Genomic DNA, 24135 nt, shown 5'->3' on the forward strand with positions numbered 1-24135 from the left:
GTGGGGATGAGGTCCGCAGCGCGCCCCCGGCTGCCCGCGATGGGCAGACGGTGAAGATGCCGGGTTGGTGCGGTCATGTCATGTCTTGCGAGCATGGCCGTATTCCTCCTGAAGCCCCTGGATGACAAGTGTGTTTGCGGGTAGAGACACTTGCGCGATCTTGTTGAAAACATTGGTGGATCGTGACCTAACCTCTCGAATGTATCACGCACTTGCACCCCTCGCCAGCGCACGGGCGGCAGGTCGGATGAGGTCCCTGATCGGACAGCGTGTTGTACAGAGCGGGCTATTTATTGTACAAATATTATACGCCGATAACGCTTTGGAGCTCGCATGCGAGAGGCCATCAGCACGAATTCGGGCGGCCCACCGGAGACGTCACTTGTCTGGCTGCGTCATGACCTGCGTCTGGAAGACAACCCGGTATTCGCGCTGCCCAGTGTCCGTCGCCCCTATCAACTTCTGGTCATGTACGTGCTGGACCAGCGCTGGTTGACGCCTGTCGAGGGTCTGCCTCGCCTGGGACCTGCCCGCCTTCGCCTCCTCTGGCAGAGCCTGATGAACCTGCGTGGCATGTTGCTGCGCCGCGGCAGTGATCTGCTGGTGCGAGTGGGGGATCCCGTCAGCGAGGTGCTGGCCCAGGTCCGCCAGCATGACGTGGACTGCCTGGAAGTCAGTCATTCCCGCACCCCGGATGATGCCGGCAATCTTCAGCGTCTTGCCGCGCAACTTCCTGCCAGTACCCGGCTGCATTGCCACCCACGTGAAGGGCTCGTGCTGGAGCCGCTGGACGAGCGGGATGCGACGCAGGAGCCCACGGCCCTGTGGACGCCTCCGTATGTGATGGAAAGCCCGGCCCACGGTGCGAAGGCGATGTCTCTCGCCGCCCCGGAATTGCCCGCCTCCTCGCGGCTCTCGCCAGCGCTGGCGTCACGCGGGGTGATGTCTCTGCGTCTCGATGATGCCCAGTGGTGGACGCGTCATGCCTCGCGAAATCCCTTGCAGGGGCTGCCGTGTTCCTTGCCGCCATGGCCGGAATCGGCATCACGCGGTTTCCCGCCGCTGGAGGCAGTGTGCGCCACGGCCAGCGCCTGGCAACCGGTGGGGGAGATCGCCACGCTTCAAGGCGGAGAGGAGCCGGCGCGCGAGCAGCTGTCTTCCCTCGTCTGGTCGCGTCCGGAATCAGAGGATGCCGAGGTGCAGGCTGCCTGGCGCCTGTCCGCCTGGTTGGCGCAGGGCTGCATCAGTCCGCGGCGCATCCTGCAGGCACTGGCGGAACATCGACGGGAAATGGGGGAGTCTCTCGCGGCGCATCAGCTGATGGCCGTGCTGCTCCAGCGCGAGTACTGGCAGCGGGTCCTGCAAGCGCAGCCCGAGGAATCGCTGATGGGCTGGTATGGCGAGGCGCTTGAGAAGGAGGCGGCCTGCGATGTGGCATTCCAGCGCTGGCGCGAAGGGCGCACGGGCGACGTACGGGTGGACCGGGCCATGCACAGGCTGACCCGGGAAGGCTGGCTGCCGTGGGATGAGCGCCAGCATCTGGCCCGTGCATGGCTTGCCGCCGGGGGAGACTGGCGACTCGGGGCGCGCTGGTTCGAGCACTGTCTGCTGGATTTCGATGCCGCCGTCCACTGGGGGGAGTGGCGGCATCTGGCGGGTCAGCCGGTGTGAGGTCTCAGCCCAGTCGCGCCAGCAGCGCCGTGACTGCCGTCTCGACGCGCAGGATGCGCTCGCCGAGGTGCACGCCCTCGAAGCCGGCCTTCATGAACTGCTCTACCTCATAGTCCACGAATCCACCCTCCGGGCCGATGGCCAGGATCACCGGCTCACTCACCGCGCGCGGGCACTCCTTCGGCATGCCCGGGTGCGCGATGATGCCGCGCGGCTTCACGGCGCTCTCCGGGGCCATCAGGTCCGGCAGTCTGTCCTCCACGAATGGCTTGAACAATGTCTCCTGCGTGACCGTCGGCATGATGGTGTCGCGCGCCTGCTCCAGTCCCAGCACCAGATGCTGGCGAATCTTTTCCTCTTTCAGCTCCGGCGACTGCCAGTAGCTCTTCTCCACGCGCCGCGTATGCAGCAGGGTGATGTGCTTCACGCCCAGCGCCGTGACGTGTTCCAGCGAGCGCGCCAGCATGCGCGGGCGTGGCAGCGCCAGCAGCAGATGGACATCGAGTGGTGCCGGCGGCTGACGCTCCAGACGCAGACTGAATTCGGCCACCTCGGCGTCCAGCCGCTCCAGGCGTCCACGACCGATCAGCCCGCCTTCGATTCCCAGGGTCATCTCGTCACCGACAGCGGCACGATGCACCTCGCGCAGATGGCGCAGTCTGCGCGGGTCCGTCACGCGTGCATGGTCGGAGGCGAGCAGGTCATCAGCGCCGAGCAGGATAAGGTTCATGGCGATACCGTAGACAGACAGGAGGAAAAGAGGCGGCATTCTAGCATGGACGCCAGATGGCTCGGCTCCGGCGAAATGACAGCGAAGGGGGCGATTGCCCGGGGCGTGGCGGTAGTGGATCAGCCGCGTGGAAGCGGCTTTCCTTGCAGTGCCCCCCCTTGAGTGCACAATGAAGAAAAATTGACAGGAGCTTGATCCGTGAGAGTCATCCGCAAATACGCCAATCGGCGTCTCTACGATACCGAGCAGAGCCGTTATGTGACCCTCGAGGACCTGCGCAGCCTGGTGCTGGCGGAAGAGGTCTTCAAGGTCGAGGACGCCAAGAGCGGCGAGGACCTCACGCGTACCATCCTGCTGACCATCATCATTGAGCAGGAGCAGGGCGATGGTGAGGCCGAAGTCTTCTCCAACGAGCTGCTGGAGCAGTTCATCCGCATCTATGCGATGGCCAAGCCATTGCCGCTGGCGGGGTATCTGGAGCAGGGCACGCGGCTGATGATGGAGCAACAGCAGCGCATGCAGGAGCAATGGTCCCAGGCCATGCGCCACTCGCCCATGGAGATGATGCGCGAAGTCGCCGAAGAGAATCTGCGCTTCTGGCAGCAGGCCATGGGGGGCGGCATCAACCGGGGCCGGACGAGCTCACGCTCTGCCGATGATGCCCCGGAGGGCGGGACGAACGACGACGGCGAGGCCCACGACCCCGAGGGCACACGCTGAGTGATGCCTGGTCGGCCGGTATGAAAATCACATGAAATCGCGTTGATGTGAAAAGGGGCGTCCCGAGGGGAGCCCCTTTCTGCCATAATGCGCAGCCTGACATTTCCTCGGTCGCCCGTGTCTTGCGGGCAGCCTTGATCCTCACTGGCTCATGAAGGTTGAAAAGATGAAGGTCCTGATCATCGGCGGCGGTGGCCGCGAACATGCGCTGGCCTGGAAAGCCGCCCAGTCCTCCCGTGTCGAGGAGGTCTTCGTGGCCCCCGGCAATGCGGGCACGGCGCGCGAGTCCAAGCTGACCAATCTGGCGATTGCCGCTGACGATCTCGATGCTCTGGTCGCCTTCGCGCGGGACAACGCCATCGAGCTGACCATCGTCGGCCCGGAAGCGCCGCTGGTGATCGGCGTGGTCGATCGCTTCCGCGAGGCGGGGCTCAAGTGCTTCGGTCCGACGGCCGGCGCTGCCCAGCTGGAAGGCTCCAAGGCCTTCACCAAGGACTTCCTGGCGCGTCATGCCATCCCGACCGGCGATTACGCTACCTTCGCCGAGGTCGATGCGGCGCTTGAGTACCTGGCGGCCCATCCGGCACCGATCGTCATCAAGGCCGATGGCCTGGCGGCGGGCAAGGGTGTCGTGGTCGCGATGAGCGACGAGGAAGCCCGCGCAGCGGTGCGTGACATGCTCGAGGACAACGCCTTCGGCGATGCCGGCGCACGCGTGGTGATCGAGGAATTCCTCGACGGCGAGGAAGCCAGCTTCATCGTGATGGTTGACGGCGAGAACGTGCTGCCGATGGCCACCAGTCAGGATCACAAGCGCGTCGGCGAAGGCGATACCGGCCCCAACACCGGCGGCATGGGGGCCTACTCTCCGGCACCGGTGGTGACGGCTGACGTTCACCAGCGCGTGATGGACGAGATCATCCTGCCCACCGTGCGTGGCATGGCGGCCGAAGGCCACCCCTACACCGGCTTCCTGTATGCCGGTCTGATGATCGATGCCCAGGGCGCGCCTAAGATCATCGAGTACAACTGCCGCTTCGGTGACCCGGAAACCCAGCCGATCATGGTGCGTCTGAAGTCCGATCTGGTCGCGCTGTGTCTGGCCGCCGAAGAGGGGCGTCTCGACACCCAGAGCTGCGAGTGGGATTCCCGCGCGGCGGTCGGCGTGGTGCTGGCAGCGGGTGGCTATCCGGCCAGCTACCGCAAGGGCGATGTCATCAGCGGGTTCGACGCTGCCGAGGCGACCGGCTGCAAGGTCTTCCATGCCGGCACCGCCGAAAAGGACGGCCAGGTCATCACCAGCGGTGGTCGCGTGCTGTGCGTCACCGCACTGGGCGACAGCGTGGCCGCTGCCACCGAGCGTGCCTACGAGGGTGTGGACGCCATCGACTGGCAGGACGTGCTGGTGCGACGTGACATCGCCTGGCGTGCCATCGCCCGTGAGCGTGGCGACGCCTGAGCCTGTCCGGCATCATCGCATTGTCTGCAAGACCCGGCCTCTGGCCGGGTCTTGTCGTTATCGCACCGTGATTCTCGCGTCGGCCATTCTACGACCATCGTGTCGAGAGTCTGGTCATGTCGGTGTCGGCCGTGCGATAACCTTCATCATCACTTGTTCACGCATGAACGGCGGCCCATGGGTCTCCCCGGCCTTGAGCATGGCATCGGGGAAGCATGGCGACTCCGCCGTCATCGTCCATTTCCGTCTCGCCGACGAGGAGTCCTCATGGAGCGTATTCGGCTCGAGTTCCCAGAGCAGCGCCTGGTGCATCGTCATGCGATGACGATTCGTGTCAGCGATATCAATTATGGCCAGCATCTCGGTCACGATAGCGTGGTCAGCCTGGCGCACGAGGCACGCGGCCAGGCCTGGCAGGCACTCGGCTTCCCGGAATGGGATGTCGATGGCCTCATGAGCATCGTCTCCGATCTGGCCGTGCAGTATCAGGGGGAAGGCAAGCTGGGCGATGCGCTGGTGGTGGAGACCGCCATGGACCCCGTGTCCGGCAAGGGACTGGGTGTCCATCATCGTCTGGTGCGGGTCGGTGACGGCAGTGTGCTGGCCACCGTAAGGGTCGGGCTGGTGTTTGCCGGCCCCGACGGACTGGCCGTGCCGAGTGCACGTGTCAGTGACGAGATCGAGCGTACGGTCGCGGCGCTGGCCTGCGAGGTGGCGCGCTGATGTCGCGGGAGTATCCGATCATCGCCGTGACGGGCTCCTCCGGTGCGGGGACGACCACGGTCATGCGGACCTTCGAGCGCATGTTCTCGCGTGAGTCGATCCATGCCGCCTATGTGGATGGCGATGCCTTTCACCGCTATACCCGCGATGAATTGGTACGCATGTTCCAGGAGGCGCCGGAGCGCAAGCGCGAGCTGTCACACTTCGCGGTCGAGGCCAACCAGCTTGATCGACTGGAAGCGCTGTTTCTGGAGTATGGCGAGCAGGGCTCCGGCACGCACCGTCACTACATCCATGCCGAAGACAAGCGCATGATCGAGGCGGGCTACAAGGTCGGGACCTTCACCGAATGGCAGTCGCTGCCGGATTGCACGGACCTGCTGTTCTACGAGGGCCTGCATGGCGGGCTGGTGACGCCCGAGCATGACATCGCGCGTCATGTGGATCTGCTGATCGGCGTGGCACCGACCATGAACCTCGAGTGGATCCAGAAGATCGACCGGGACACCAAGCTGCGCGGGCACTCCCAGGAAGCGGTGGTCGATACCATCCTGAGCCGCATGGATGACTACGTCCGCTATATCCAGCCGCAGTTCTCGCGTACCCATATCAACTTCCAGCGCGTACCGACGGTGGACACCTCCAACCCCTTCGAGCCGCAGGACATTCCCACCGATGCCGAGTCGATGGTCGTCGTGCACTTCCGTGATCCGGGCAGCGTCGATTTCCCCTATCTGCTGGCGATGATCCAGGGCTCCTTCATGTCGCGCCCGCATACGCTGGTGGTGCCGGGTGCCCTGATGGCGCTGGCCATCGAGCTGATCATCACGCCGCTGGTCAGGAGTCTGCTGGCCCAGCGCCGCTTCCGCTGAGACGTGAGGTCGGCGAGAGCAGGACGCGTCACCGGCCCTTGAGACGCGGCAGGATGCGTTTCTTCCACAGGCGCAATACCTGATTCAGGCGACCGCTGCGCATCAGCAGGCGAGCCTCGCGTGGCCGCAGCGGCAGCCCCAGCGTACGTTGCTTGAGCTTGAGGGAGTGGCGCAGGTCGAAGCGACGCATCATGCGCATCACACCGGCCGTGCCCGGCAGTCGCGGCAGCCGCACCGCCGAGGTGAAATCGATCAGTACCGGTATGCCATCGCGCAGTATGACGTTGGAGCCGCGGATGTCGTTGTGCGCCATGCGGCGCTGATGCAGCTGCTGCACGACGAGAATCAGCTGCTGGCAGAGTCCTGGATGCGCCGCGGGATCCAGCTGTGCATCGCTCAGCAGAGGGCCGGGAATGTATTCCATGGCCAGTGCCAGCGGGGAGACGCGTGCGATGGCGCGCGGTGCATGCGTCCAGCCGGCCAGGCGGCTCAGCATCTTCAGTTCTCGACGGACCAGCCAGCGCGCGATCAGTGCCGCCGGGGTGCCGGCATAACGACGGTAGTCCTTGCATACCACCGTCTGGCCATCGAGGTGCGTGAGATAGACTTCCGCCTTGAGAAAGCCCTTGGCGCGCTGCAGAAAGTCCTCTGCCGCCGGTTCGCGTGACAGCGTCCCGGCAGTGTCCGCGTCAGGCGTGGCCACTGATGCCTTGGGTGTCACTGTACCTGTGGTGGCCCTGCCGGAGGCGTCCAGCTCGTGAGTCGCCTTGTGCAGGGAGGGGATCAAGGAGGTTTGCAGGCGCATGACGGCAGGCTTCTTGTTAGCGAGGTAACAATGATTATCCTATCATTTAGCGAGTCCGCCCACCGTCGTGAGTGAATCATTCTGTTGCCCATCCAGCGACACTCGTCTCATGCGCAGGCGCCTGTCGGTATCGGGGACGTCTCGGTGATCATTGTCTCGGGGCTTGGCCCATTGCGGTGCTGACGCTACGCTTGCACCTTGCGCTGCCGTTGGCGGCGACGTCATTGTCGAGGGAGAAGGTGTCATGGACTGTCTGTTCTGCAAGATCATCAATCGCGAGATTCCCGCCGATATCGTCTATGAGGATGAGGAGGTGCTGGCCTTCAATGACATCCACCCTCAGGCGCCGACCCATGTGCTGATCATTCCCAAGCAGCACATCGCCACGCTCAATGATATCGAGGAAAGCCAGCTGGCCACGGTGGGACGCCTGCAGTACACCGCCGCCAGACTGGCGAAGGAATACGGCTTCGCCGACGATGGCTACCGTGTGGTGATGAACTGCAATGAAGATGGCGGCCAGACGGTCTATCATATTCACATGCACCTGATGGGTGGTCGCCGCTTCACCTGGCCGGCTGGCTGAGCCGGCGTAGAGCAGGCGCCTGTACCGGCGGTTCGCGGGCAGGTAGCGGCTAGCGATATACAAGCGTGCGGCACACGGGCGCATACCGGGCATGACGTGAAAGCGTCATGCCCGGTCTTGTTCTGCAGGCTGCAGGCAGGAGATGTCGGAGCGATGCGAGACTCAGACGTGCCGACGACGACAGCGTCACTCTGCCCCTTACCGTGAGTGGGGGCCTTGCGTAAGATGGTGGCATTGCTCACGCCGTGCAGGAGTTCTTATATGACGCACCCCACCGCCAGTCAGGCACAACGTCACCACAGTCGCGCCGACCAGTTGATCCATCAGTTCGATACCGTTCTGCGCACGCTGGTCCCTCATGCGGCTCAGCCGTCACGACCTACCCCGGCAGGCGATATCGTGGACAGCGAGATCAGTGATGCGGAGCGTCAGCATGCTGCCGGTCTGATGCGCATCAATCACACCGGTGAAGTCTGCGCCCAGGCGCTGTACCAGGGCCAGGGGTTCACGGCGCGTCTGCCGGAAACGCGCAGCCAGATGGAGCTTGCCGCTCAGGAGGAGATCGACCATCTCGCCTGGTGCGATGCACGTCTCGTCGAGCTGGATGCCAATACCAGCCTGCTCAATCCACTGTTCTACATGACGAGCTTTGCGCTCGGGGCAGCGGCCGGCGCCATCAACGACAAGGTCAGCCTCGGGTTCGTGGCCGCGACCGAGGAGCTGGTAGGCGAGCATCTGTCGAAGCACCAGCAGACACTGCCCGAGGGCGATCAGCGTTCACGCGCGGTGCTGCGGCAGATGGAGATCGATGAAGCCCATCATGAGCAATGGGCGCTGGAGGCCGGAGGACATCGCTTCCCGGGGCCGCTGAAGAGCGCCATGCGGCTGATGTCCAAGGTGATGACCGCCAGCGTCTATCGCGTGTGAGGGTCAGGCATCTGAGCTTGCCTGTGTAGCGTCAGGTCGCTGAAACGAAGAAGGCCGCCCCGTGGGGCGGCCTTCTTGCGTCATGTGACCCTGAATCGGTCATCGGTGTCGGGGCTTATTCCTTGACCTGGTACTCACCATCCAGCGTCGCGGTACTGCTGCCGTCTTCACGTGTCGCATCCCGCGAATAGTTCTGGCGGCCGTTGGCCTTGTCCTGGGCTTCCTGCATGCGCTGTTGCATCTCGCTCATGCGCTTCTTCATGCGCCGGCGGATGAAGGGCAGCATGATGATGCCCAGTACCATCATGATCAGTGCCGCGAACAGGCTGAAGATCATGACGACACCGCCGATCAGCCAGGCAGCGACCAGCTTGAGGCCGGACAGGCCTTGAGAAGGACGCTGGTTGCCGGCGTTGGCCTGCCATTGGCGAGCCTGGTTCCAGAGAGTGTTGTGCTGTTGGCCTTGCATGTTGATTCTCCGCAATGGTTGCCGGGCCGATGGGCCGGGCAGGGAAGACCCGATGTGTGAAGGTGGATGGTCGGGGGTATCGGGTCTGGAAAGTGGGGTGTCTCATTTGGCTGTCAGCGCCTGAAGCACCTGAGCCAGGGCGGCACTGCAGGCCCCTGCGAGATTCGTCATGCCTTTGGCTGCCTCATGATCTCAGCATCGAGGTTGGCAGCGTTGTCGTCAAGGCGATTGTCGTGTCCGCAGGGGCGCGGTGGAGGCCGTCAGGTCCGAGCGTCATCCGCCCGGCATCGTGCTGGCGAGGGTGGGCAGGCTCAAGGACAGGGTCTGCTGTCGGCCTTGCCCGTCCAGTCCGACGATTCGGATGGCATGCGCCTCCACGTCGACACTGCGTATTCTTTCAATGCCGTCGCTGGCGGCAAAATTCAAGGTCTGACGCAGGCTGTTTCTCCCCATTGCCCCTTCCTCCGTCTGGCGGGTCTGGCGGCGTAGTGCCTCATCGATCAGCTCGCCATCCGCGCGATTGATGGACAGTTCCATCTCCCAGCCGTCTCGCCCCCAGCCGGTGAAACGGACCTGATTCGCCACGATGTCCATGCCACTGAATTGACGCATCCCACTGTGGCTGGCTCGCATCATCAGCTGGGTCAGCAGTTCCGGGGCCAGCCCCGTGGACAGAAGGCGAGAGCTTTCGTGAGAGCCTGCGTAATCGCGCTGCGAGTCCGGTGACGCTTGCCCTGACGTGGCATCGCCATTGTCATCGCCCATCCCCGCAGCACGCCTGTCAGGGCTGCCAGAGCTGTCAGGACTGCCAGAGCTATCGGGACTGTGCCCGCTCGCCGTGGCGAGCGCGGCCACCTCGCGACGAGTGTCACCCAACCCCGTGCCCAGCGTGGAAGCACTCAGTCGATGCTGGGGAGGGAGATCCTCGATGCCATTGGCATAGGCGGGCACCGAGCCCAGCATCAGGCCGAGAGCGCCCGCTCCCAGTCGCTGGCGAAGGTTCACGATGGAGCGCCCCGCCAGCCGGATGCTGATGGCCCGAGAGCGAGCCTCCTTCACACTGGTAGAGGCAGGAGATGACGGCATGGACGCCTCCTCAAGGCAGTGGAACATGGCCTCACTGTGAGACATGCGACCTTGCATGACACTGAGAGGGGGATTCATCTGAGGTTCATTGCTGCCTGTCAGTCTTTGCGGCATGCGGTCATCCGTGCGCATCCGCTGGCGTCCGCGCTGTTCCAACGCAGGTTTGCTTGCACATTCCATTGCCAGGATGCTTGTCGAGCATCAGCGCCCGTCGCGGCGCACCAGACCCGCCGCAATTCAAGAGGTTTTCCGTCATGCCGACTCCCCGCAAGGCCCAGACAGGCGCCAGCGCATCCCGCGTCAGCCAATGGCGGCAACGCTATGGATGGTTGTGCCTGGGGCTGGGCGGCTTGCTGATCGGTGTCCTGGCCATGCCGCCGCATGCGCTGTGTGACAGTGAGCGCTGGCGTAGCCTGCACGATGAGGTGGCTGCCGGCCGTGTCATTTCACTGTCTGAACTGCTGGACAGTCTCGAGCGTGACTGGCTGGGGCAGGTGGTCGAGGTGGAGCTTGAAGACATCCATGGCGAGTTGATCTACGAGGTCGAGATGCTCGGACCGCAGGGCCAGATGGCCAAGTTCACCGTACGGGCCGCGGATGGAGAGCTGCGTGAGGTGCGTGGCGTCAATCTGGACGCGATGCGCCGTCATGCTCTCGAGAGCCCGGCAGGCCCGTCGCCATCCCTGAGCGAGCGTCAGCCAACGGGCGGTCTTGAGGGTGCCGAAGACCCCTGAGGACCGTTATGCTTGCAGCAGTGTCCTCGTGTGATGCCGTGACGCGGTATCCGTCACCGGATAGCGACTGCCCAGGAGTGCCCAGAATTCATGAAGATATTGTTGGTGGAAGATGACATGCCGTTGGCCGAAGCGCTGATGGCACGCCTCAGTGAGGCAGATGTGCTGGTCGAGCATGCCGTCAATGGTGCCGATGCCGATTTTCTGGTGCAGACCGAGCGCTATGATGCGGTGGTGCTGGACCTTGGCCTGCCGGATGGTGATGGCACCCGCTGGCTGGCCCAGTGGCGTGAGGCCGGCATCGAAGTCCCGGTGCTGGTGCTGACGGCGCGTGAGCGCTGGTCGGACAAGGCGGCCGGCTTCTCTGCCGGTGCGGATGATTACGTGACCAAGCCCTTCGAGACGGCCGAGGTCATCTTCCGCCTGCGCGCGCTGGTGCGTCGCTCGCGCGGGCATGCCCATCCGGTGCTCAAGCTGGGGGATCTGGCCTGTGATACGCATGGCGGCACTGTCAGCCTGGCGGGGCGCCCCGTGTCACTGACGGCACAGGAGACGCGGTTGCTGATGCACCTGATGCATGCCGTGCCCGGCGTGGTGAGCCGTTCGGAGCTGGTCGAGCATGTCTATGACCGCGACCATGAACCCGACTCGAATGTCATCGATGTCCAGATCAGCCGCCTGCGTCGCAAGCTGGGGGCTGAGCGTATCGAGACCCTGCGCGGTCGCGGTTATCGCCTGCGCGACCCGGATGCCGAATCGGGTGGCGCAGACGGGGCCGGCGCAGCGGGAGCGGACGGCCGCGACGCATGAAGCCATTGTCCGTCGGCCGGCGACTGCTGGGTGGCTCGCTGGTCATCGCCTTGATCGTCATGCCGTTGACCGGTCTGGGGCTGGCGTGGAGCTTTCGGGATGCGGTGACGACAGCCTTTGACCAGCGGCTGCTGTCGCTGTCGAAGGTGTTGATCGCCGCGATCCAGTTCGATCGCGAGAAGGGCCGTCCGGGGCTTACGCGCTCGTTGGGTGATCCGCGTTTCGATCAGGCCTACTCCGGCTGGTATTGGCAGATTTCCGATCGCCACGGCAATGTGCTGACCTCGCGCTCGCTGTGGGATCAACGCCTGCCGATTCGCGATGAGATCAGTGCCGACGGGTTCCTGAGCCGGGATCTCGACGGGCCGCGTCATCAGTCGTTGCGCGCCATCGAGCGTGATATTCGCCTGCCGGGCCGCAGCCAGCCACTGCATGTGATGGTGGCGGCGAGTCGCAGCGAGGTGGACGCCGAGGTCGCGCGTTTCGAGTGGTTGCTGGCGGGAGCGCTTGTCGCGCTGGCGTCGTTGCTGGTGTGTGGCTCCGCCGCGCAGATCAGCTGGGGGTTGGCACCGCTGCGGCGGTTGCGGGCACGCCTCAAGCGGGTCGCGGAGGGTGAGGCGGACAGGCTGGAGGAAACACGCCTGCCACCTGAACTGACAGAGCTGACGCGCGCGATCAATGCAGTGCTGGAGCGAGATCAACGCCTGATCGAGCGTGGGCGTGCCGCGGCGGGCAATCTGGCGCATGCGCTCAAGACGCCGGTCAGTGTGCTCAAGGCCCAGTCCGAGCGCTTTGATGGCGAGGACCGCGCCCGCATCGATGCCGAATTGCGACGTATCGATGAGGCCGTGCGTCACCATCTGGCGCGGGCGAGTGCCGCGGGCGGTGCGCATCTCAGTGGGCGAGTCAGTCTGCGCGAGGCCGCCGGGCCGGTGTTCGATGGCCTTGGGCGCCTGGCGAGCCGGCGTGGCATCACTCTCAGCCTCGCGCTGGAGGATGATGCCGGTGTGCGCGTCGACCCGCAGGACCTGCAGGAGATGGTCGGCAATCTGCTCGAGAACGCGCTGCAATGGGCGCAGCAGCAGGTACGTGTGACCAGCGAGTCCCGCGATGGCGGTGTGCTGCTGGTCATCGAGGATGATGGCCCGGGCATGAGCGACGAGCAGAGCGCCGCCGCGCTGGGGCGTGGTGCACGTCTCGATGAGGGGCGCTCCGGTTCAGGACTCGGGCTTGCGATCGTGGACGACCTGATGGCGCTGTATGGCGGCGAGCTGAGGCTGGAGCGCTCCGCTCTAGGCGGCCTGGCGGCGCATGTCTGGCTGCCCAGCTCACCGCTGGTGGGGACCAAGCCCACGGCCTGATGGGAAGAGGGGTGTCCTGCAGCCCTTTGATATTATCCTATTGAAAGATATCAACTCATAGGGCTTGGCTATCATCTCGATCCCGAGAGATGATTGGGCGTCACGCCAGCCGCACCGTATTCTAAGGGGGTTCGGCTGGCAGCCGGACGGGCTTCGTTTCTGAGTCTCGTCTGCCGCGCCCTGCGGTGATGACGAACTGGCGCTCCTTCGGGGGCGCTTTTTTTATGCCTGATATCTCCCCTGTTCCGGCAGCGGGATGCGCGCCCGTCAGTGACCCCGGGAGAGGGTTGGCGGGTGCGCAAGGCGGAGATTGAACGCAGGGAGGCTAACGGTCGTCTTCAGGATCGCATAGGCTGTCAGACAGGAGTCGTGTGAATTCTCAGGCGTCAGGAGGTGGGCATGAAGGACATGACGATGTGCGCGCAGCGTGGGGATCTGGAAGGGCTCAGGGAAGCGCTTGCCGAGCCCGGGGCGCGTGAGCGCCTCAATGATGTCGATTATCGCGGACGCTCGCCGTTGATGGTGGCCGTGCAGGCCAATCAGCCCGAAGCGGTGGCGGTGCTGTTGGCCGCGGGAGCTGACAGCGAGCAGACCGACGCCCTGCATGACACGCCTTTGCTAGCTGCCGCGGCGCTGGGATATGGCAATTGCCTGACCTGCCTGCTTGAGCACGGTGCCTCGGCCACGGTGCTCAATCGTTTCTCCTCCACGGCCCTGATGTCCGCCAGCGAGCGCGGCCATGCGGATATCTGCCGCGTGTTGCTGGAGCAGACGGACGTGCCGCCTGATCATCAGAATCGCCTTGGCTGGACGGCGCTGATCGAAGCCGTATTGCTGGGGGACGGCGGGGATGCCTATCAACAGGTGGTCAAGCAGCTGCTGGATCACGGCGCTGACGTCAATCTCGCGGATGCCGAGGGAGTGACACCTCTGGCGCACGCCCGCTGGCGCAAGTTCGAGACCTTGAGTGACATGCTGGAAGCGGCTGGTGGTCGGGAGCAGGGCGTGGCGCATGTCGTGTCGGACGAGACGCTTCAGGCAGCCCGCTCGGCGAGTTCCCGCCAGACATGATGGCCAACCTACGCAGGAGGCAGCGCATGGTATTACCCTGGGGGCTGTTGATCATCGGCGTGGCGCTGCTGTTGCTGGGTGCGCTTCGCTGGCAGTACGCACAATCACTCGCACGGGAAAGCGTCCAGGTGATGGGAGAGGTGATCAGTCATGATCGCGCCCTGAACGTGGAAGGGCGCGGCCGCATCCATCTGCCCAAGGGCGGTGAGTTGAGTGAGGACGAGGCCCTGGCGATGGCAGGCTTGCCGCCGGGGGGGCGCTTCAATGTCGAGTCGATCCAGTACGCGCCCATCGTGCGTTATCAGGACAGGCGTGGCGGTTGGCATGAATATGTATCACCGCTGGCGGTGCAGACGCCGACGCCTGCGGTCGGCGAGACCGTGGCCGTGAACTATCGACGCAGTGCGCCTCACGAGGCCAGTCTGCCTGGCACGCGCGGCTGGTTGATCGGCGTCCCATTGGCGCTGGGGGTCGCGCTGTGTCTGGTGGCGCTGCGTCTGTTGTTGAGAGGGCCGGTAGCATGAATAAGGCCGGTAGCATTAAGAGGGCCGGTGGCATGGAGGGGGGCGCATGTTGGCAACCGGCTGTCAGAGGTGAGAGTGAATGAAGGATTCTGAAGGCCAGGGGACAACCCGGCGTTACGGTATCGGCATGCTGGTGCTGTGCTGGGGGCTGATACTTGGCATGCTGGTGTGGTGGTTCCAGGGGCAGCTCGAGGAGCGTACCCGCCCGAATGCCTCGCTGGCCGGCCAGGCATTGTCCCAGGGGGAGCCGCTGACCCTGACGCGCAACCGCTCAGGGCACTTCGTGGCCCCCGGCGAGATCAATGGTGAGCCGGTGACCTTCCTGCTGGATACCGGCGCCACCTATGTCTCGGTGTCCGAAGCATTGGCCGAGCATCTTCAGCTGCCACGCGGGCGGGATGCCCGCTTCACCACCGCCAATGGGGTGAGCCATGGCGCACTGACCACGCTGGATGTCGTCAGTCTGGCGGGGCTCAACCAGCGCGAGGTGCGCGGGGCCATCGTGCCGGGCATGCATGATGAGGTGGTGCTGCTGGGAATGAGCTTTCTGGGGGAGTTCGATATCAACATGCGGGGGCAGCAGATGACACTCACGCCGGTTGCGGGGCGTGGCGGCTGACGAGACTGCCGGGCAGGAGAGGCCGGCCAGATAGTCAGACTGACAGGTTCTGATGCTCATGCTGTCTTGCCAACGATGGCCTCGCCAACGAAACGCCCCGCTCATGGGAGACCATGAGCGGGGCGTTTCACGTCTGATGCGTCAGCGGAAGATCAGTCCTGCTTGGGCGGCTCGACATGGCCACCGAAGCCGAAGCGCATCGCGGACAGCAGACGGTTGGCGTAGGTGTTTTCCTTGCGCGAGCTGAAGCGCGAGAACAGCGCGTTTGCCAGCACCGGCACGGCAACGCCCTGCTCGACGGCGGCATCGACGGTCCAGCGGCCTTCGCCACTGTCGGAGACGGCACCGCTGTAGTGATCCAGGCGCGCATCGCCGGCGAGCGCCTGGGCGGTCAGGTCGAGCAGCCAGGAGGAGACGACGCTGCCACGACGCCAGACTTCCGCGATGTCGGCCAGGTTGAGGTCGAATCGCTGGTCTTCCGGAAGGTCCTCGGAGCCCTTGCTCTGCATCAGCTCGAAGCCTTCGGCGTAGGCCTGCATCAGGCCGTACTCGATACCGTTGTGCACCATCTTCACGTAGTGACCGGCACCGACCGGGCCTGCGTGGATATAGCCACGTTCCGCGCGCTCATCCGGGGCATTGCGACCCTTGGTGCGCTCGAGGTTGCCATAGCCGGGGGCGAGGGTGTCGAACAGCGGCTCGAGATGATCGAACACGGCCTTCTCGGCGCCGATCATCATGCAGTAGCCGCGCTCCAGGCCCCACACGCCACCGGAGGTGCCCACGTCCACGTAGTTCAGACCCTTGTCCTTCAGCGTGGCAGCACGACGGATGTCGTCCTTGTAGAAGGTGTTGCCGCCATCGATGATGGTGTCGCCGGCTTCCATCAGCTCGGCCAGTGCGCTGATGGTCTGCTCGGTGATCTCGCCCGCCGGCAACATGACCCACACGGCACGCGGTGCCTTCAGCTGCTGGACCAGCGCCGCGAGATTGTCGACGTGGGTGGCGCCGTCAGCGACCAGTGACTGGGCAATCGCCTCGTCACGGTCATGGGCGACCACTTCGTGGCCATTGCGCATCAGGCGGCGGGCGATGTTGCCGCCCATGCGGCCGAGTCCGATGATACCGAGTTGCATGTTCGTTCCTTTCACGTGAAGCCGGGGAGAGTCGGGACGGCGCGAAGCCTACCCTGTGCGGGCGCTGGACGCAAAAACGGGCCATATCAATGACATGGCCCGTTGGGAATCTTCACAAAAACATTAGCTTTTTATTGCTTCTTTTGTGGCTTCCCATGTTCTTTTCGAATGGTGCCGATTTTCTTATCTGACCTAGTATCACGTCCGTCGGGATTCCTCACTGAACCAGGAGGTAATCCTCGTGACTTCTCAAAAGTACCTACAGTGCAGTCGCTTCTTGTTTTTCTGACCATCGCTGTAATTCTCCGAGTACATGGCTTTTTAGCTCATTAGTGAAACTATAGTTATGCACTGATGAGCGCAAGCGCAGAAAGTTATGACGTATATTTAACTAAATTAGATCAATCCCAGCTCAGGGCGCCGCCGACCTGATATTCGGTGACGCGCGTCTCGAAGAAGTTCTTCTCCTTGCGCAGGTCGATGATCTCGGACATCCACGGGAACGGGTTCTTGGCGCCCGGGAACTGCTCCTTGAGGCCCAGCTGCGCGAGGCGACGGTTGCAGATGAAGTGGAGGTATTCCTCCATGATGGCCGCGTTCATGCCCAGAACGCCGCGCGGCATGGTGTCACGCGCGTATTCGATCTCGAGCTGGGTGCCTTCCAGAATCATCTGGGTGACTTCGTCCTGGAATTCGGCGGTCCACAGGTGCGGGTTCTCGACCTTGATCTGGTTGATCACGTCGATGCCGAAGTTCAGGTGCATGGACTCGTCACGCAGGATGTACTGGAACTGCTCGGCGACGCCGGTCATCTTGTTGCGACGACCCATGGACAGGATCTGGGAGAAGCCGCAGTAGAAGAAGATGCCTTCTGTGACGGCGTAGAAGCCGATCAGGTTGCGCAGGAACTCCTGGTCCGCTTCCGGTGTGCCGGTGTGGAAGTCGGCACGCGCCAGCGCCTGGGTGTGCTTGAGGCTCCAGGCGGACTTGCGCGCCACGGAGTCCACTTCACGGTACATGTTGAAGACTTCGCCTTCGTCCATGCCCAGTGACTCGATGCAGTACTGGTAGGCGTGAGTGTGGATCGCCTCTTCGAAGGCCTGACGCAGCAGGTACTGGCGGCACTCCGGGTTGGTGATGTTCTTGTAGACGGCCAGCACCAGGTTGTTGGCGACCAGCGAGTCGGCAGTGGAGAAGTAACCCAGCGAGCGCATCACGATCAGACGCTCGTCTTCGGTCAGGCCGTCCTGGCTCTTCCAGAGCGCGATGTCCGCGTTCATGTTCACTTCCTGCGGCATCCAGTGGTTCGCGGAGCCGTCGAGGTACTTCTGCCATGCCCAGTCGTACTTGAAGGGCACCAGCTGGTTGACGTCGGCGCGGGCATTGATCATGCGCTTCTCGTCGACCTGAATGCGCTGGGCACCCATTTCCAGTTCTTCCAGACCCTTGGCCACGTCAAGATCGTCCAGCGCCTGCTGGGCGCGGGCGATGCGTTCCGCTTCGCTGACCGCGTAGCCTTCGCTGTTCTCGCTCGCGACGGCAACTTCAGCCGCCGGGGCTTCGGCCTGCGGCGCCGGTTTGGCAGCGGCCGGCTTCTCGGCAGCGGGGGCTTCGTCTTCGTGGAAATCGTCCCAGTTCAACATGTTGCGTTCCTCGTGTTCGTAGTGGTCACGCGGGCAATCAGCGTGACAAGAAGGCGTTGGCGGTGCGTCCTGCGACGCTGGCGCCATCGAGAGGCGTGATCTGCCGAGAGGGAAGGTCAGGCCCGGGCCGTGTTTCGAGACAATGTCAGGAGGCAGTGATTGTTGTGTCGGCACAAGACCGAGCCAGGCTCGGTCTTGAGAAAGTGCCGCAGCCCGCCTGCCGGGGATGTCATCGCAGGCGGGGAGTCAGGCAGGGCCTGACTCGAGTCTTGCGCAATCGCTTACTGACAGGCCTCACAGCCCAGCTCATCGATGTTGCTGGCGGAGGGGGCACGCTGACCGCTCTTGCCTTGCAGGAAGTCTTCGATGCCACGCGGTTCCGGCTTGGCTTCCGGTGCCGGGGTCGGCGCGGGAGCAGGAGCCGGGGTCGGTGCGTTGCCGACGGCGTTGTGCTTGCTGCGATCGACGGTGGACTTCTCCACGGCGGTCGCACCCAGAGCACGGAGGTAATAGGTGGTCTTGAGGCCACGGAACCATGCCATGCGGTAGGTCACGTCCAGTTTCTTGCCGGACACGCCCTGGATGTACAGGTTCAGGGACTGCGCCTGGTCGATCCACTTCTGGCGACGCGAGGCGGCTTCGACGATCCACTTCGGCTCGACTTCGAAGGCGTTGGCGTACAGCGCCTTGAGGTCTTCCGGAATGCGCTCGATCGGCTGGACGCTGCCGTCGTAGTACTTGAGGTCGTTGATCATGACCTCATCCCACAGGCCGCGCGCCTTGAGGTCGTTGACCATGTAGGCGTTGACCACGGTGAACTCGCCAGACAGGTTCGATTTGACGAACAGGTTCTGGTAAGTCGGCTCGATGGACTGCGAGACGCCACAGATGTTGGAGATCGTCGCGGTCGGCGCGATCGCCATCACGTTGGAGTTGCGCATGCCCTGGGTGCGGACCTTCTCGCGGATGTAGTCCCAGTCCTGAGTCTGGCTTTCGTCCATCTCGATGTAGTCGGCGCCACGCTCGGTCTTGAGTTTCTCGATGGAATCGATCGGCAGGATGCCCTGACTCCACAGAGAGCCGTCGAAGCTCTCGTAACGGCCACGCTCGGCCGCCAGATCACTGGAAGCTTCGATGGCGTGATAGCTGACGAGTTCCATGGATTCGTCGGCGAAGGTCACGGCTTCTTCGGAGGCATAGGCGATGGACTGCGCATAGAGCGCGTCCTGGAAGCCCATGATGCCGAGGCCGACCGGACGGTGACGCATGTTGGAGCGACGCGCCTGCGGAACGGCGTAGTAGTTGATGTCGATGACGTTGTCGAGCATGCGCACGGCGGTACGTACCGACTTCTTGAGCTTGTCGCCATCCAGCTTGCCGTCGATGACGTGCTGCGCCAGGTTGATCGAGCCCAGGTTGCAGACCGCGATCTCATCCTCGGAGGTGTTGAGGGTGATCTCGGTGCACAGGTTGGACGAGTGCACGACACCGGCGTGCTGCTGCGGGCTGCGCAGGTTGCACGGGTCCTTGAAGGTGATCCACGGGTGGCCGGTCTCGAACAGCATGGAGAGCATCTTGCGCCACAGATCACGCGCCTTGACGCGCTTGAACAGCTTCAGCTGGCCCTGACGGGTCATCTCCTCGTACTGCTCGTAACGCGCCTGGAAGGCCGCGCCGTACAGGTCGTGGAGGTCCGGGCAGTCGGACGGCGAGAACAGGGTCCATTCGGTGTCATCGAAGACACGCTTCATGAACAGGTCCGGCACCCAGTTGGCGGTGTTCATGTCGTGGGTACGACGACGGTCATCACCGGTGTTCTTGCGCAGGTCGAGGAATTCCTCGACATCCATGTGCCAGGTTTCCAGGTAGGCACAGACGGCGCCCTTGCGCTTGCCACCCTGGTTGACGGCAACGGCGGTGTCGTTGACGACCTTCAGGAAGGGCACGACGCCCTGGGACTTGCCGTTGGTGCCCTTGATGTAGGACCCCAGCGCGCGCACCGGCGTCCAGTCATTGCCGAGACCGCCGGCCCACTTGGAGAGCATGGCGTTGTCGCGGATGGCACCGTAGATGCCATCCAGGGCATCCGGCACGGTGGTCAGGTAGCAGCTGGACAGCTGGCTGCGACGGGTACCGGCGTTGAACAGGGTCGGCGTGGAGGCCATGTAGTCGAAGCTGGACAGCAGCTCGTAGAACTCGATGGCGCGACCTTCGCGGTCTTCCTCGTTCAGGGACAGACCCATGGCGACACGCATGAACATGACCTGCGGCAACTCATAGCGCACGTCGTTCTGGTGCAGGAAGTAGCGGTCGTACAGGGTCTGCAGGCCGAGATAGGTGAACTGGTTGTCACGTGTGTGATCGATGGCGGCGCCGAGGCGATCCAGATCGAAGGTGGCCAGTTGCTCATCCAGCTGCTCGAAGGCGATGCCGCTCTCGATGTAGGCCTTGAAGGCGACCGGGTAGTGGTCCTTCATCTCGCCGAAGGTGGCCTCGTCAGCGACCTTGAGGAAGCTCAGGGCTTCGCGGCGCAGGTTGTCCTGCAGCAGGCGGGCGGTGACGTAGGTGTAGTTCGGGTCCTTCTCGACCAGCGTGCGCGCGGTCATCATCAGCGCGGTGGACACGCCATCGACCGGCACGCCGTCGTACAGGTTCTTCAGCGAGTCATCGACGATCTTCTGGGCGTCGACGTTGGACAGCTCGGCGCAGGCATCGAAGACGAGTGTCTCGATACGGCCCAGATCCAGCGGACGCACGCTGCCGTCGAGGTGCGTGACATTGATGGTCGGGTGCGGCTTGGCGATGCCGTCGTTCTGCGCGCTGCGGGCACGGGCGTGCTCGTCACGGTAGAGAACGTAGGCGCGGGCCACCTTGTGCTCGCCGGAGCGCATCAGGGCCAGTTCGACCTGGTCCTGGATGTCTTCGATATGCAGAGTGCCACCATCAGGCATGCGACGCTGGAAGGCATCGGTGATCTGGCTGGTCAGCTGCTGGACCAGATCGCGGATGCGCGAGCTGGACTCGACCTGATCGCCTTCCACGGCGATGAACGCCTTGGAGAGTGCGACGGAGATCTTGCTGGCATCGAAGGGCGCAACATCGCCAGTGCGCTTGATGACGCGCAGGCGCTGGGGTGCGGTCACGTCGACTGCCGCCTGATCGGTGCTGAAAGTGGAATCCATGACGCCTTCCTGAATCGTCTGAAGGTGAATCGTTGCCCGGCGAGGGCCCGTGGGCAAAGCGTGTGTCACTGCCGGCGAGGCACCCGGTGGGGCGTGCCATCACGTACGGCTGGCTGACATATCGTCTGATCGCTGTCTCGGCTGGCATGACCCGTCAGGCCACTGAAAGGCGGTCAGACAGGAAATTCGGTACCGATGACAGCTTGGTCGCGGCAGATCATGCGTTGCCGCGCCATCTGCTGAATCATCTCTTTCGGGCTTGACTTGAGGCTTGAAAATTGCCTTTCCGGCTTATGGGTGCGGACGTCGCCAAAACCCTACATATGGGGTGTGAGCTGAATTTGGACACAAGATAGTGTTGTTTTTGGGGTCGTGCAAGTGGATAACTTGTGGGTAAGGTGTGGTTGAAAATCCGTGCCTGCCGCCCGGGGATGTCAAGACATTGCGTGTTAATTTCTTTGCCCCTCGTCAGTGCGCATGTGTGCGGGACAGCTGGCGCGTAAATCCCCAAATTGGCGTATCATTCGTGACAAATCACCCTGAAAAGGTTACGACGTGGCACAGGACGGTAACTCCCTGTGAGCCGCTGGCCACGCCGACCCAACGATGCGGATGGAATGCCCTTGGATACCAATGCGCAAGAACATGTACTGATTGTCGAGGATGACGAGCGTCTGGCGACATTGACGCGTGAGTATCTCGAAGCCAACAACTTCCGCGTCAGCGTCGAACACGATGGCGGCCGGGCAGTGGACCTGATCATCAGCCTGCGCCCCGACATCGTGATCCTCGATCTGATGCTGCCGGGCGAGGATGGCCTGTCCATCTGTCGTCGCGTGCGGCCCCAGTTCTCCGGCCCCATTCTGATGCTGACGGCACGTACTGATGACATGGATCAGGTGCTGGGCCTCGAGATGGGCGCCGATGACTACGTGCCCAAGCCGGTGCAGCCTCGCGTGTTGCTGGCGCGCATGCGTGCCTTGCTCAGGCGGGCCGACGGCCCGGAAGAGGCGGCAGGCGAGACGCGTCTCGTCTTCAATGACCTGGAGATCGACAACGCTACCCGTGAAGCCTGGCTGGCGCGTGAGCGTATCGAGCTGACCAGTGCCGAGTTCGATCTGCTGTGGCTGCTGTCTTCCAATGCCGGGCGCGTGCTGACTCGCGAAGAGATCTTCTCGGCGCTGCGTGGCATCAAGTATGACGGCCAGGATCGCTCCATTGACGTGCGCGTCTCGCGCATCCGGCCCAAGATCGGTGATGACCCCAATCACCCTGAGCGGATAAAGACGGTACGCAGCAAGGGTTACCTGTTCGTCAAGGACCTCTGATTCATGCGGCGTGCGCTGTCTGACAGTATCTTCCTGCGCGTCTACGTGGTGCTGCTGCTGGCGTTGCTCCTGACGCTGGGCGTGGCGTTGGGCGGTTATCAGCTGACCAACGCCGTCCGACTCGAGGCCTACCAGACCCGCCTGGGGGCGGCGCCGATGCTGCTGCTGACCCGGCAGGTGGCCGAGGCGCCTCCTACCGAAAGGTCGAGCCTGCTGGAGCGCTCCTCGCGCCTGCTGGATGCGCGGCTGATGCTGGCGCCTGTCGAGGTATTCGACCTCAACTGGTGGGAGAAGCGCCGTCTGGCGGCCGGCCGGCCTCTGGTGCATGAGCATCAGGATGCTGGCTGGCAGCTACTGATGCAGGTGCCGGGCGAGGAGCAGGTGCTGGAGCTCAGGCTGCTGCATCTGGCTGAGCGACAGTTGCGGGGATTGATGTCGTTGCTGCGGGAAACCTTGTTGCCCATGGCACCGGAGCAGCGTGTCGCTCTGTTGTCGGAGCTGCAGGATGCCTCCGGGCTGGCCTTCGCTCAATTGCCTGATATGCCCAACGGGCTGGATGCGCAACAGGTCGGGCGGATCAACGACCAGCGAGTGGTGCTCAACATGGCAAGCCATGGGCAGGCGCTGGCGCTCTATACCCGCCTGGAGGGTCACAACCTGATCAAGGTCGGGCCGCTGCAGGTCTTCGAGACGACCCCGGCGGCATTGATCGTTGCCATGATTCTGGCCGTCATCAGCCTGTTGGGAGGTGTCATCTATCTGGTCGTGCGTTCGCTGGAGGCACGGTTGACTCGACTGGAGAAGGCGGCGACCCGGATTGCCGGCGGCTACCTCGATACGCGGGTCAGGATCGAGACCAATGACTTTCTTGGCCGTCTCGGCATGGCCTTCAATGGCATGGCCGAACGCGTGCAGGGATTGCTGGGTGCCCAGCAGGACATGATTCGCGCCGTCTCCCACGAGCTGCGTACCCCGGTGGCACGTATCCGCTTCGCGCTGCAGATGATCGAGGACATGGTGGATGATGACTTCGTGCTCCGGCAGATCAAGGGCGCCGATGGTGACATCGAGGAGCTCGACAAGCTGATCGACGAGATCCTGACCTATGCACGCCTCAATGACGCCGCCGGGGTTCAGCTGGATCTGGGAGCGGTGGACTGTCGGGAAGTGGCGGAACAGGTCTGTGAAACCCTGGCGCCACTGCATCCTGAGCTGCTGCTGAGCATTGAAGGCGGTGCCTTTGATGTGGAGGCGGAGGCACGCTATCTGCAGCGTGCGCTGCAGAATCTGGTCTCGAATGCCTGTCGGCATGCAGATTCACGTGTGCTGGTGCGCATCTCCAGAGACCCGCAGGTGGTGCGCATCGATGTCGAGGATGATGGCCCCGGCGTGGGCGAGGAGGACCGCAAGAAGGTCTTCAAGCCATTCGCGCGACTGGATGATTCACGCACGCGATCTTCAGGTGGCTATGGTCTGGGGCTCTCCATCGTGCAGAAGATCATGCACTCTCATGGCGGAAGCGTGGTGGTCGATCGGGGCATCGCCCTGAAAGGGGCACGTTTCAGCCTGCTGCTGCCCTTGTCCAGCAGCAAGCTGGGACGTGAGGCGCCTCCTTCCTTGCCGCCCGTGACCCCCGGGGAGGGGGATGACGGGCAGCGCACCTGAGCGATGCTACTCTA

General features: G+C 63.5%; 22 protein-coding genes. 15 read left to right on the forward strand and 7 right to left on the reverse strand.

Annotation, left to right across the window (positions count from 1 at the left end; genetic code table 11):
- The first annotated feature begins 333 nt into the window (after positions 1–333).
- Entirely contained in the window at positions 334–1671 is a 1338-nt protein-coding gene (locus tag HXS66_RS04645; RefSeq protein WP_176502965.1) for a deoxyribodipyrimidine photo-lyase, read from the forward strand.
- Between the two features lie 4 nt (positions 1672–1675).
- Here the strand turns inward: HXS66_RS04645 and HXS66_RS04650 are convergent, their stop codons facing one another.
- Positions 1676–2401: a 16S rRNA (uracil(1498)-N(3))-methyltransferase gene (locus HXS66_RS04650; protein WP_176502966.1), complete on the reverse strand. Its 726-nt coding sequence runs from the start codon at positions 2399–2401 to the stop codon at positions 1676–1678.
- A gap of 198 nt (positions 2402–2599) precedes the next feature.
- Here HXS66_RS04650 and phaR point away from each other — a divergent pair, with 198 nt between their 5' ends.
- From phaR to HXS66_RS04670, 4 genes are all read left to right on the forward strand, one after another.
- On the forward strand, positions 2600–3121 hold the full coding sequence (gene phaR / locus HXS66_RS04655; RefSeq protein WP_084209401.1) for a polyhydroxyalkanoate synthesis repressor PhaR: 522 nt from the start codon (positions 2600–2602) through the stop codon (positions 3119–3121).
- Between the two features lie 166 nt (positions 3122–3287).
- Positions 3288–4580 carry a phosphoribosylamine--glycine ligase gene (purD, locus tag HXS66_RS04660; protein WP_176502967.1) on the forward strand — a complete coding sequence of 431 codons (1293 nt, stop codon included), beginning with the start codon at positions 3288–3290 and terminating at the stop codon, positions 4578–4580.
- A 267-nt stretch (positions 4581–4847) separates the two neighbouring features.
- Complete coding sequence (locus HXS66_RS04665) at positions 4848–5303, forward strand: thioesterase family protein (RefSeq protein ID WP_077378853.1); 456 nt, start codon at positions 4848–4850, stop codon at positions 5301–5303.
- Positions 5303–6175 carry a phosphoribulokinase gene (locus HXS66_RS04670; protein WP_077378856.1) on the forward strand — a complete coding sequence of 291 codons (873 nt, stop codon included), beginning with the start codon at positions 5303–5305 and terminating at the stop codon, positions 6173–6175. Before HXS66_RS04665 ends, HXS66_RS04670 begins: the two co-directional genes overlap by 1 nt.
- Before the next feature lie 28 nt (positions 6176–6203).
- Here the strand turns inward: HXS66_RS04670 and HXS66_RS04675 are convergent, their stop codons facing one another.
- Positions 6204–6980: an RIO1 family regulatory kinase/ATPase gene (locus HXS66_RS04675; RefSeq protein WP_176502968.1), complete on the reverse strand. Its 777-nt coding sequence runs from the start codon at positions 6978–6980 to the stop codon at positions 6204–6206.
- Positions 6981–7224: 244 nt separating this feature from the next.
- On the opposite strand from HXS66_RS04675, the gene HXS66_RS04680 reads away from it, so the two are divergent.
- Both HXS66_RS04680 and coq7 read left to right on the forward strand, forming a co-directional pair.
- The gene (locus HXS66_RS04680) at positions 7225–7566 is read left to right on the forward strand and encodes a histidine triad nucleotide-binding protein (RefSeq protein WP_176502969.1); all 342 of its coding nucleotides are present in this window, start codon (positions 7225–7227) and stop codon (positions 7564–7566) included.
- A 261-nt stretch (positions 7567–7827) separates the two neighbouring features.
- Entirely contained in the window at positions 7828–8493 is a 666-nt protein-coding gene (coq7, locus tag HXS66_RS04685; protein ID WP_084209398.1) for a 2-polyprenyl-3-methyl-6-methoxy-1,4-benzoquinone monooxygenase, read from the forward strand.
- Between the two features lie 115 nt (positions 8494–8608).
- On the opposite strand, the gene HXS66_RS04690 is transcribed toward coq7, so the two are convergent.
- Both HXS66_RS04690 and HXS66_RS04695 read right to left on the reverse strand, forming a co-directional pair.
- Complete coding sequence (locus HXS66_RS04690) at positions 8609–8962, reverse strand: hypothetical protein (RefSeq protein ID WP_077378868.1); 354 nt, start codon at positions 8960–8962, stop codon at positions 8609–8611.
- Positions 8963–9235: 273 nt separating this feature from the next.
- Positions 9236–10048: a hypothetical protein gene (locus HXS66_RS04695; protein ID WP_176502970.1), complete on the reverse strand. Its 813-nt coding sequence runs from the start codon at positions 10046–10048 to the stop codon at positions 9236–9238.
- Positions 10049–10302: 254 nt separating this feature from the next.
- Here HXS66_RS04695 and HXS66_RS04700 point away from each other — a divergent pair, with 254 nt between their 5' ends.
- The 6 genes from HXS66_RS04700 (at position 10303) to HXS66_RS04725 (ending at position 15167) form a co-directional block, all read left to right on the forward strand.
- On the forward strand, positions 10303–10782 hold the full coding sequence (locus HXS66_RS04700; RefSeq protein WP_176493686.1) for a PepSY domain-containing protein: 480 nt from the start codon (positions 10303–10305) through the stop codon (positions 10780–10782).
- 90 nt (positions 10783–10872) lie between these two features.
- Entirely contained in the window at positions 10873–11592 is a 720-nt protein-coding gene (locus tag HXS66_RS04705; RefSeq protein WP_077378872.1) for a response regulator transcription factor, read from the forward strand.
- Positions 11589–12953: a HAMP domain-containing sensor histidine kinase gene (locus HXS66_RS04710; RefSeq protein WP_077378875.1), complete on the forward strand. Its 1365-nt coding sequence runs from the start codon at positions 11589–11591 to the stop codon at positions 12951–12953. Before HXS66_RS04705 ends, HXS66_RS04710 begins: the two co-directional genes overlap by 4 nt.
- Before the next feature lie 399 nt (positions 12954–13352).
- Positions 13353–14024, forward strand: coding sequence for an ankyrin repeat domain-containing protein (locus tag HXS66_RS04715; RefSeq protein WP_077378878.1), 672 nt, complete (start codon positions 13353–13355; stop codon positions 14022–14024).
- A gap of 26 nt (positions 14025–14050) precedes the next feature.
- Positions 14051–14548 (forward strand): DUF3592 domain-containing protein, encoded by a 498-nt coding sequence (locus HXS66_RS04720; protein WP_077378881.1) that lies wholly within the window; start codon positions 14051–14053, stop codon positions 14546–14548.
- Between the two features lie 79 nt (positions 14549–14627).
- A complete protein-coding gene (locus HXS66_RS04725; RefSeq protein ID WP_176502971.1) occupies positions 14628–15167 on the forward strand; it encodes a TIGR02281 family clan AA aspartic protease in 540 nt (179 codons plus the stop codon).
- 152 nt (positions 15168–15319) lie between these two features.
- Here HXS66_RS04725 and gnd read toward each other — a convergent pair whose 3' ends face one another.
- The 3 genes from gnd to HXS66_RS04740 form a co-directional block, all read right to left on the reverse strand.
- On the reverse strand, positions 15320–16303 hold the full coding sequence (gnd, locus tag HXS66_RS04730) for a phosphogluconate dehydrogenase (NAD(+)-dependent, decarboxylating) (RefSeq protein ID WP_077378886.1): 984 nt from the start codon (positions 16301–16303) through the stop codon (positions 15320–15322).
- Between the two features lie 401 nt (positions 16304–16704).
- Complete coding sequence (locus tag HXS66_RS04735; RefSeq protein ID WP_084209392.1) at positions 16705–17946, reverse strand: ribonucleotide-diphosphate reductase subunit beta; 1242 nt, start codon at positions 17944–17946, stop codon at positions 16705–16707.
- 281 nt (positions 17947–18227) lie between these two features.
- A complete protein-coding gene (locus tag HXS66_RS04740) occupies positions 18228–21128 on the reverse strand; it encodes a ribonucleoside-diphosphate reductase subunit alpha (RefSeq protein WP_084209391.1) in 2901 nt (966 codons plus the stop codon).
- A gap of 623 nt (positions 21129–21751) precedes the next feature.
- Between HXS66_RS04740 and HXS66_RS04745 the strand changes: the two genes are divergently transcribed.
- Entirely contained in the window at positions 21752–22456 is a 705-nt protein-coding gene (locus HXS66_RS04745) for a winged helix-turn-helix domain-containing protein (protein WP_371861098.1), read from the forward strand.
- A gap of 3 nt (positions 22457–22459) precedes the next feature.
- Positions 22460–24121 carry an ATP-binding protein gene (locus tag HXS66_RS04750; RefSeq protein WP_176502972.1) on the forward strand — a complete coding sequence of 554 codons (1662 nt, stop codon included), beginning with the start codon at positions 22460–22462 and terminating at the stop codon, positions 24119–24121.
- Positions 24122–24135: the final 14 nt, after the last annotated feature.

This window comes from Cobetia sp. 5-11-6-3, from assembly GCF_013374055.1.
GTDB classification, from domain to species: domain Bacteria; phylum Pseudomonadota; class Gammaproteobacteria; order Pseudomonadales; family Halomonadaceae; genus Cobetia; species Cobetia marina.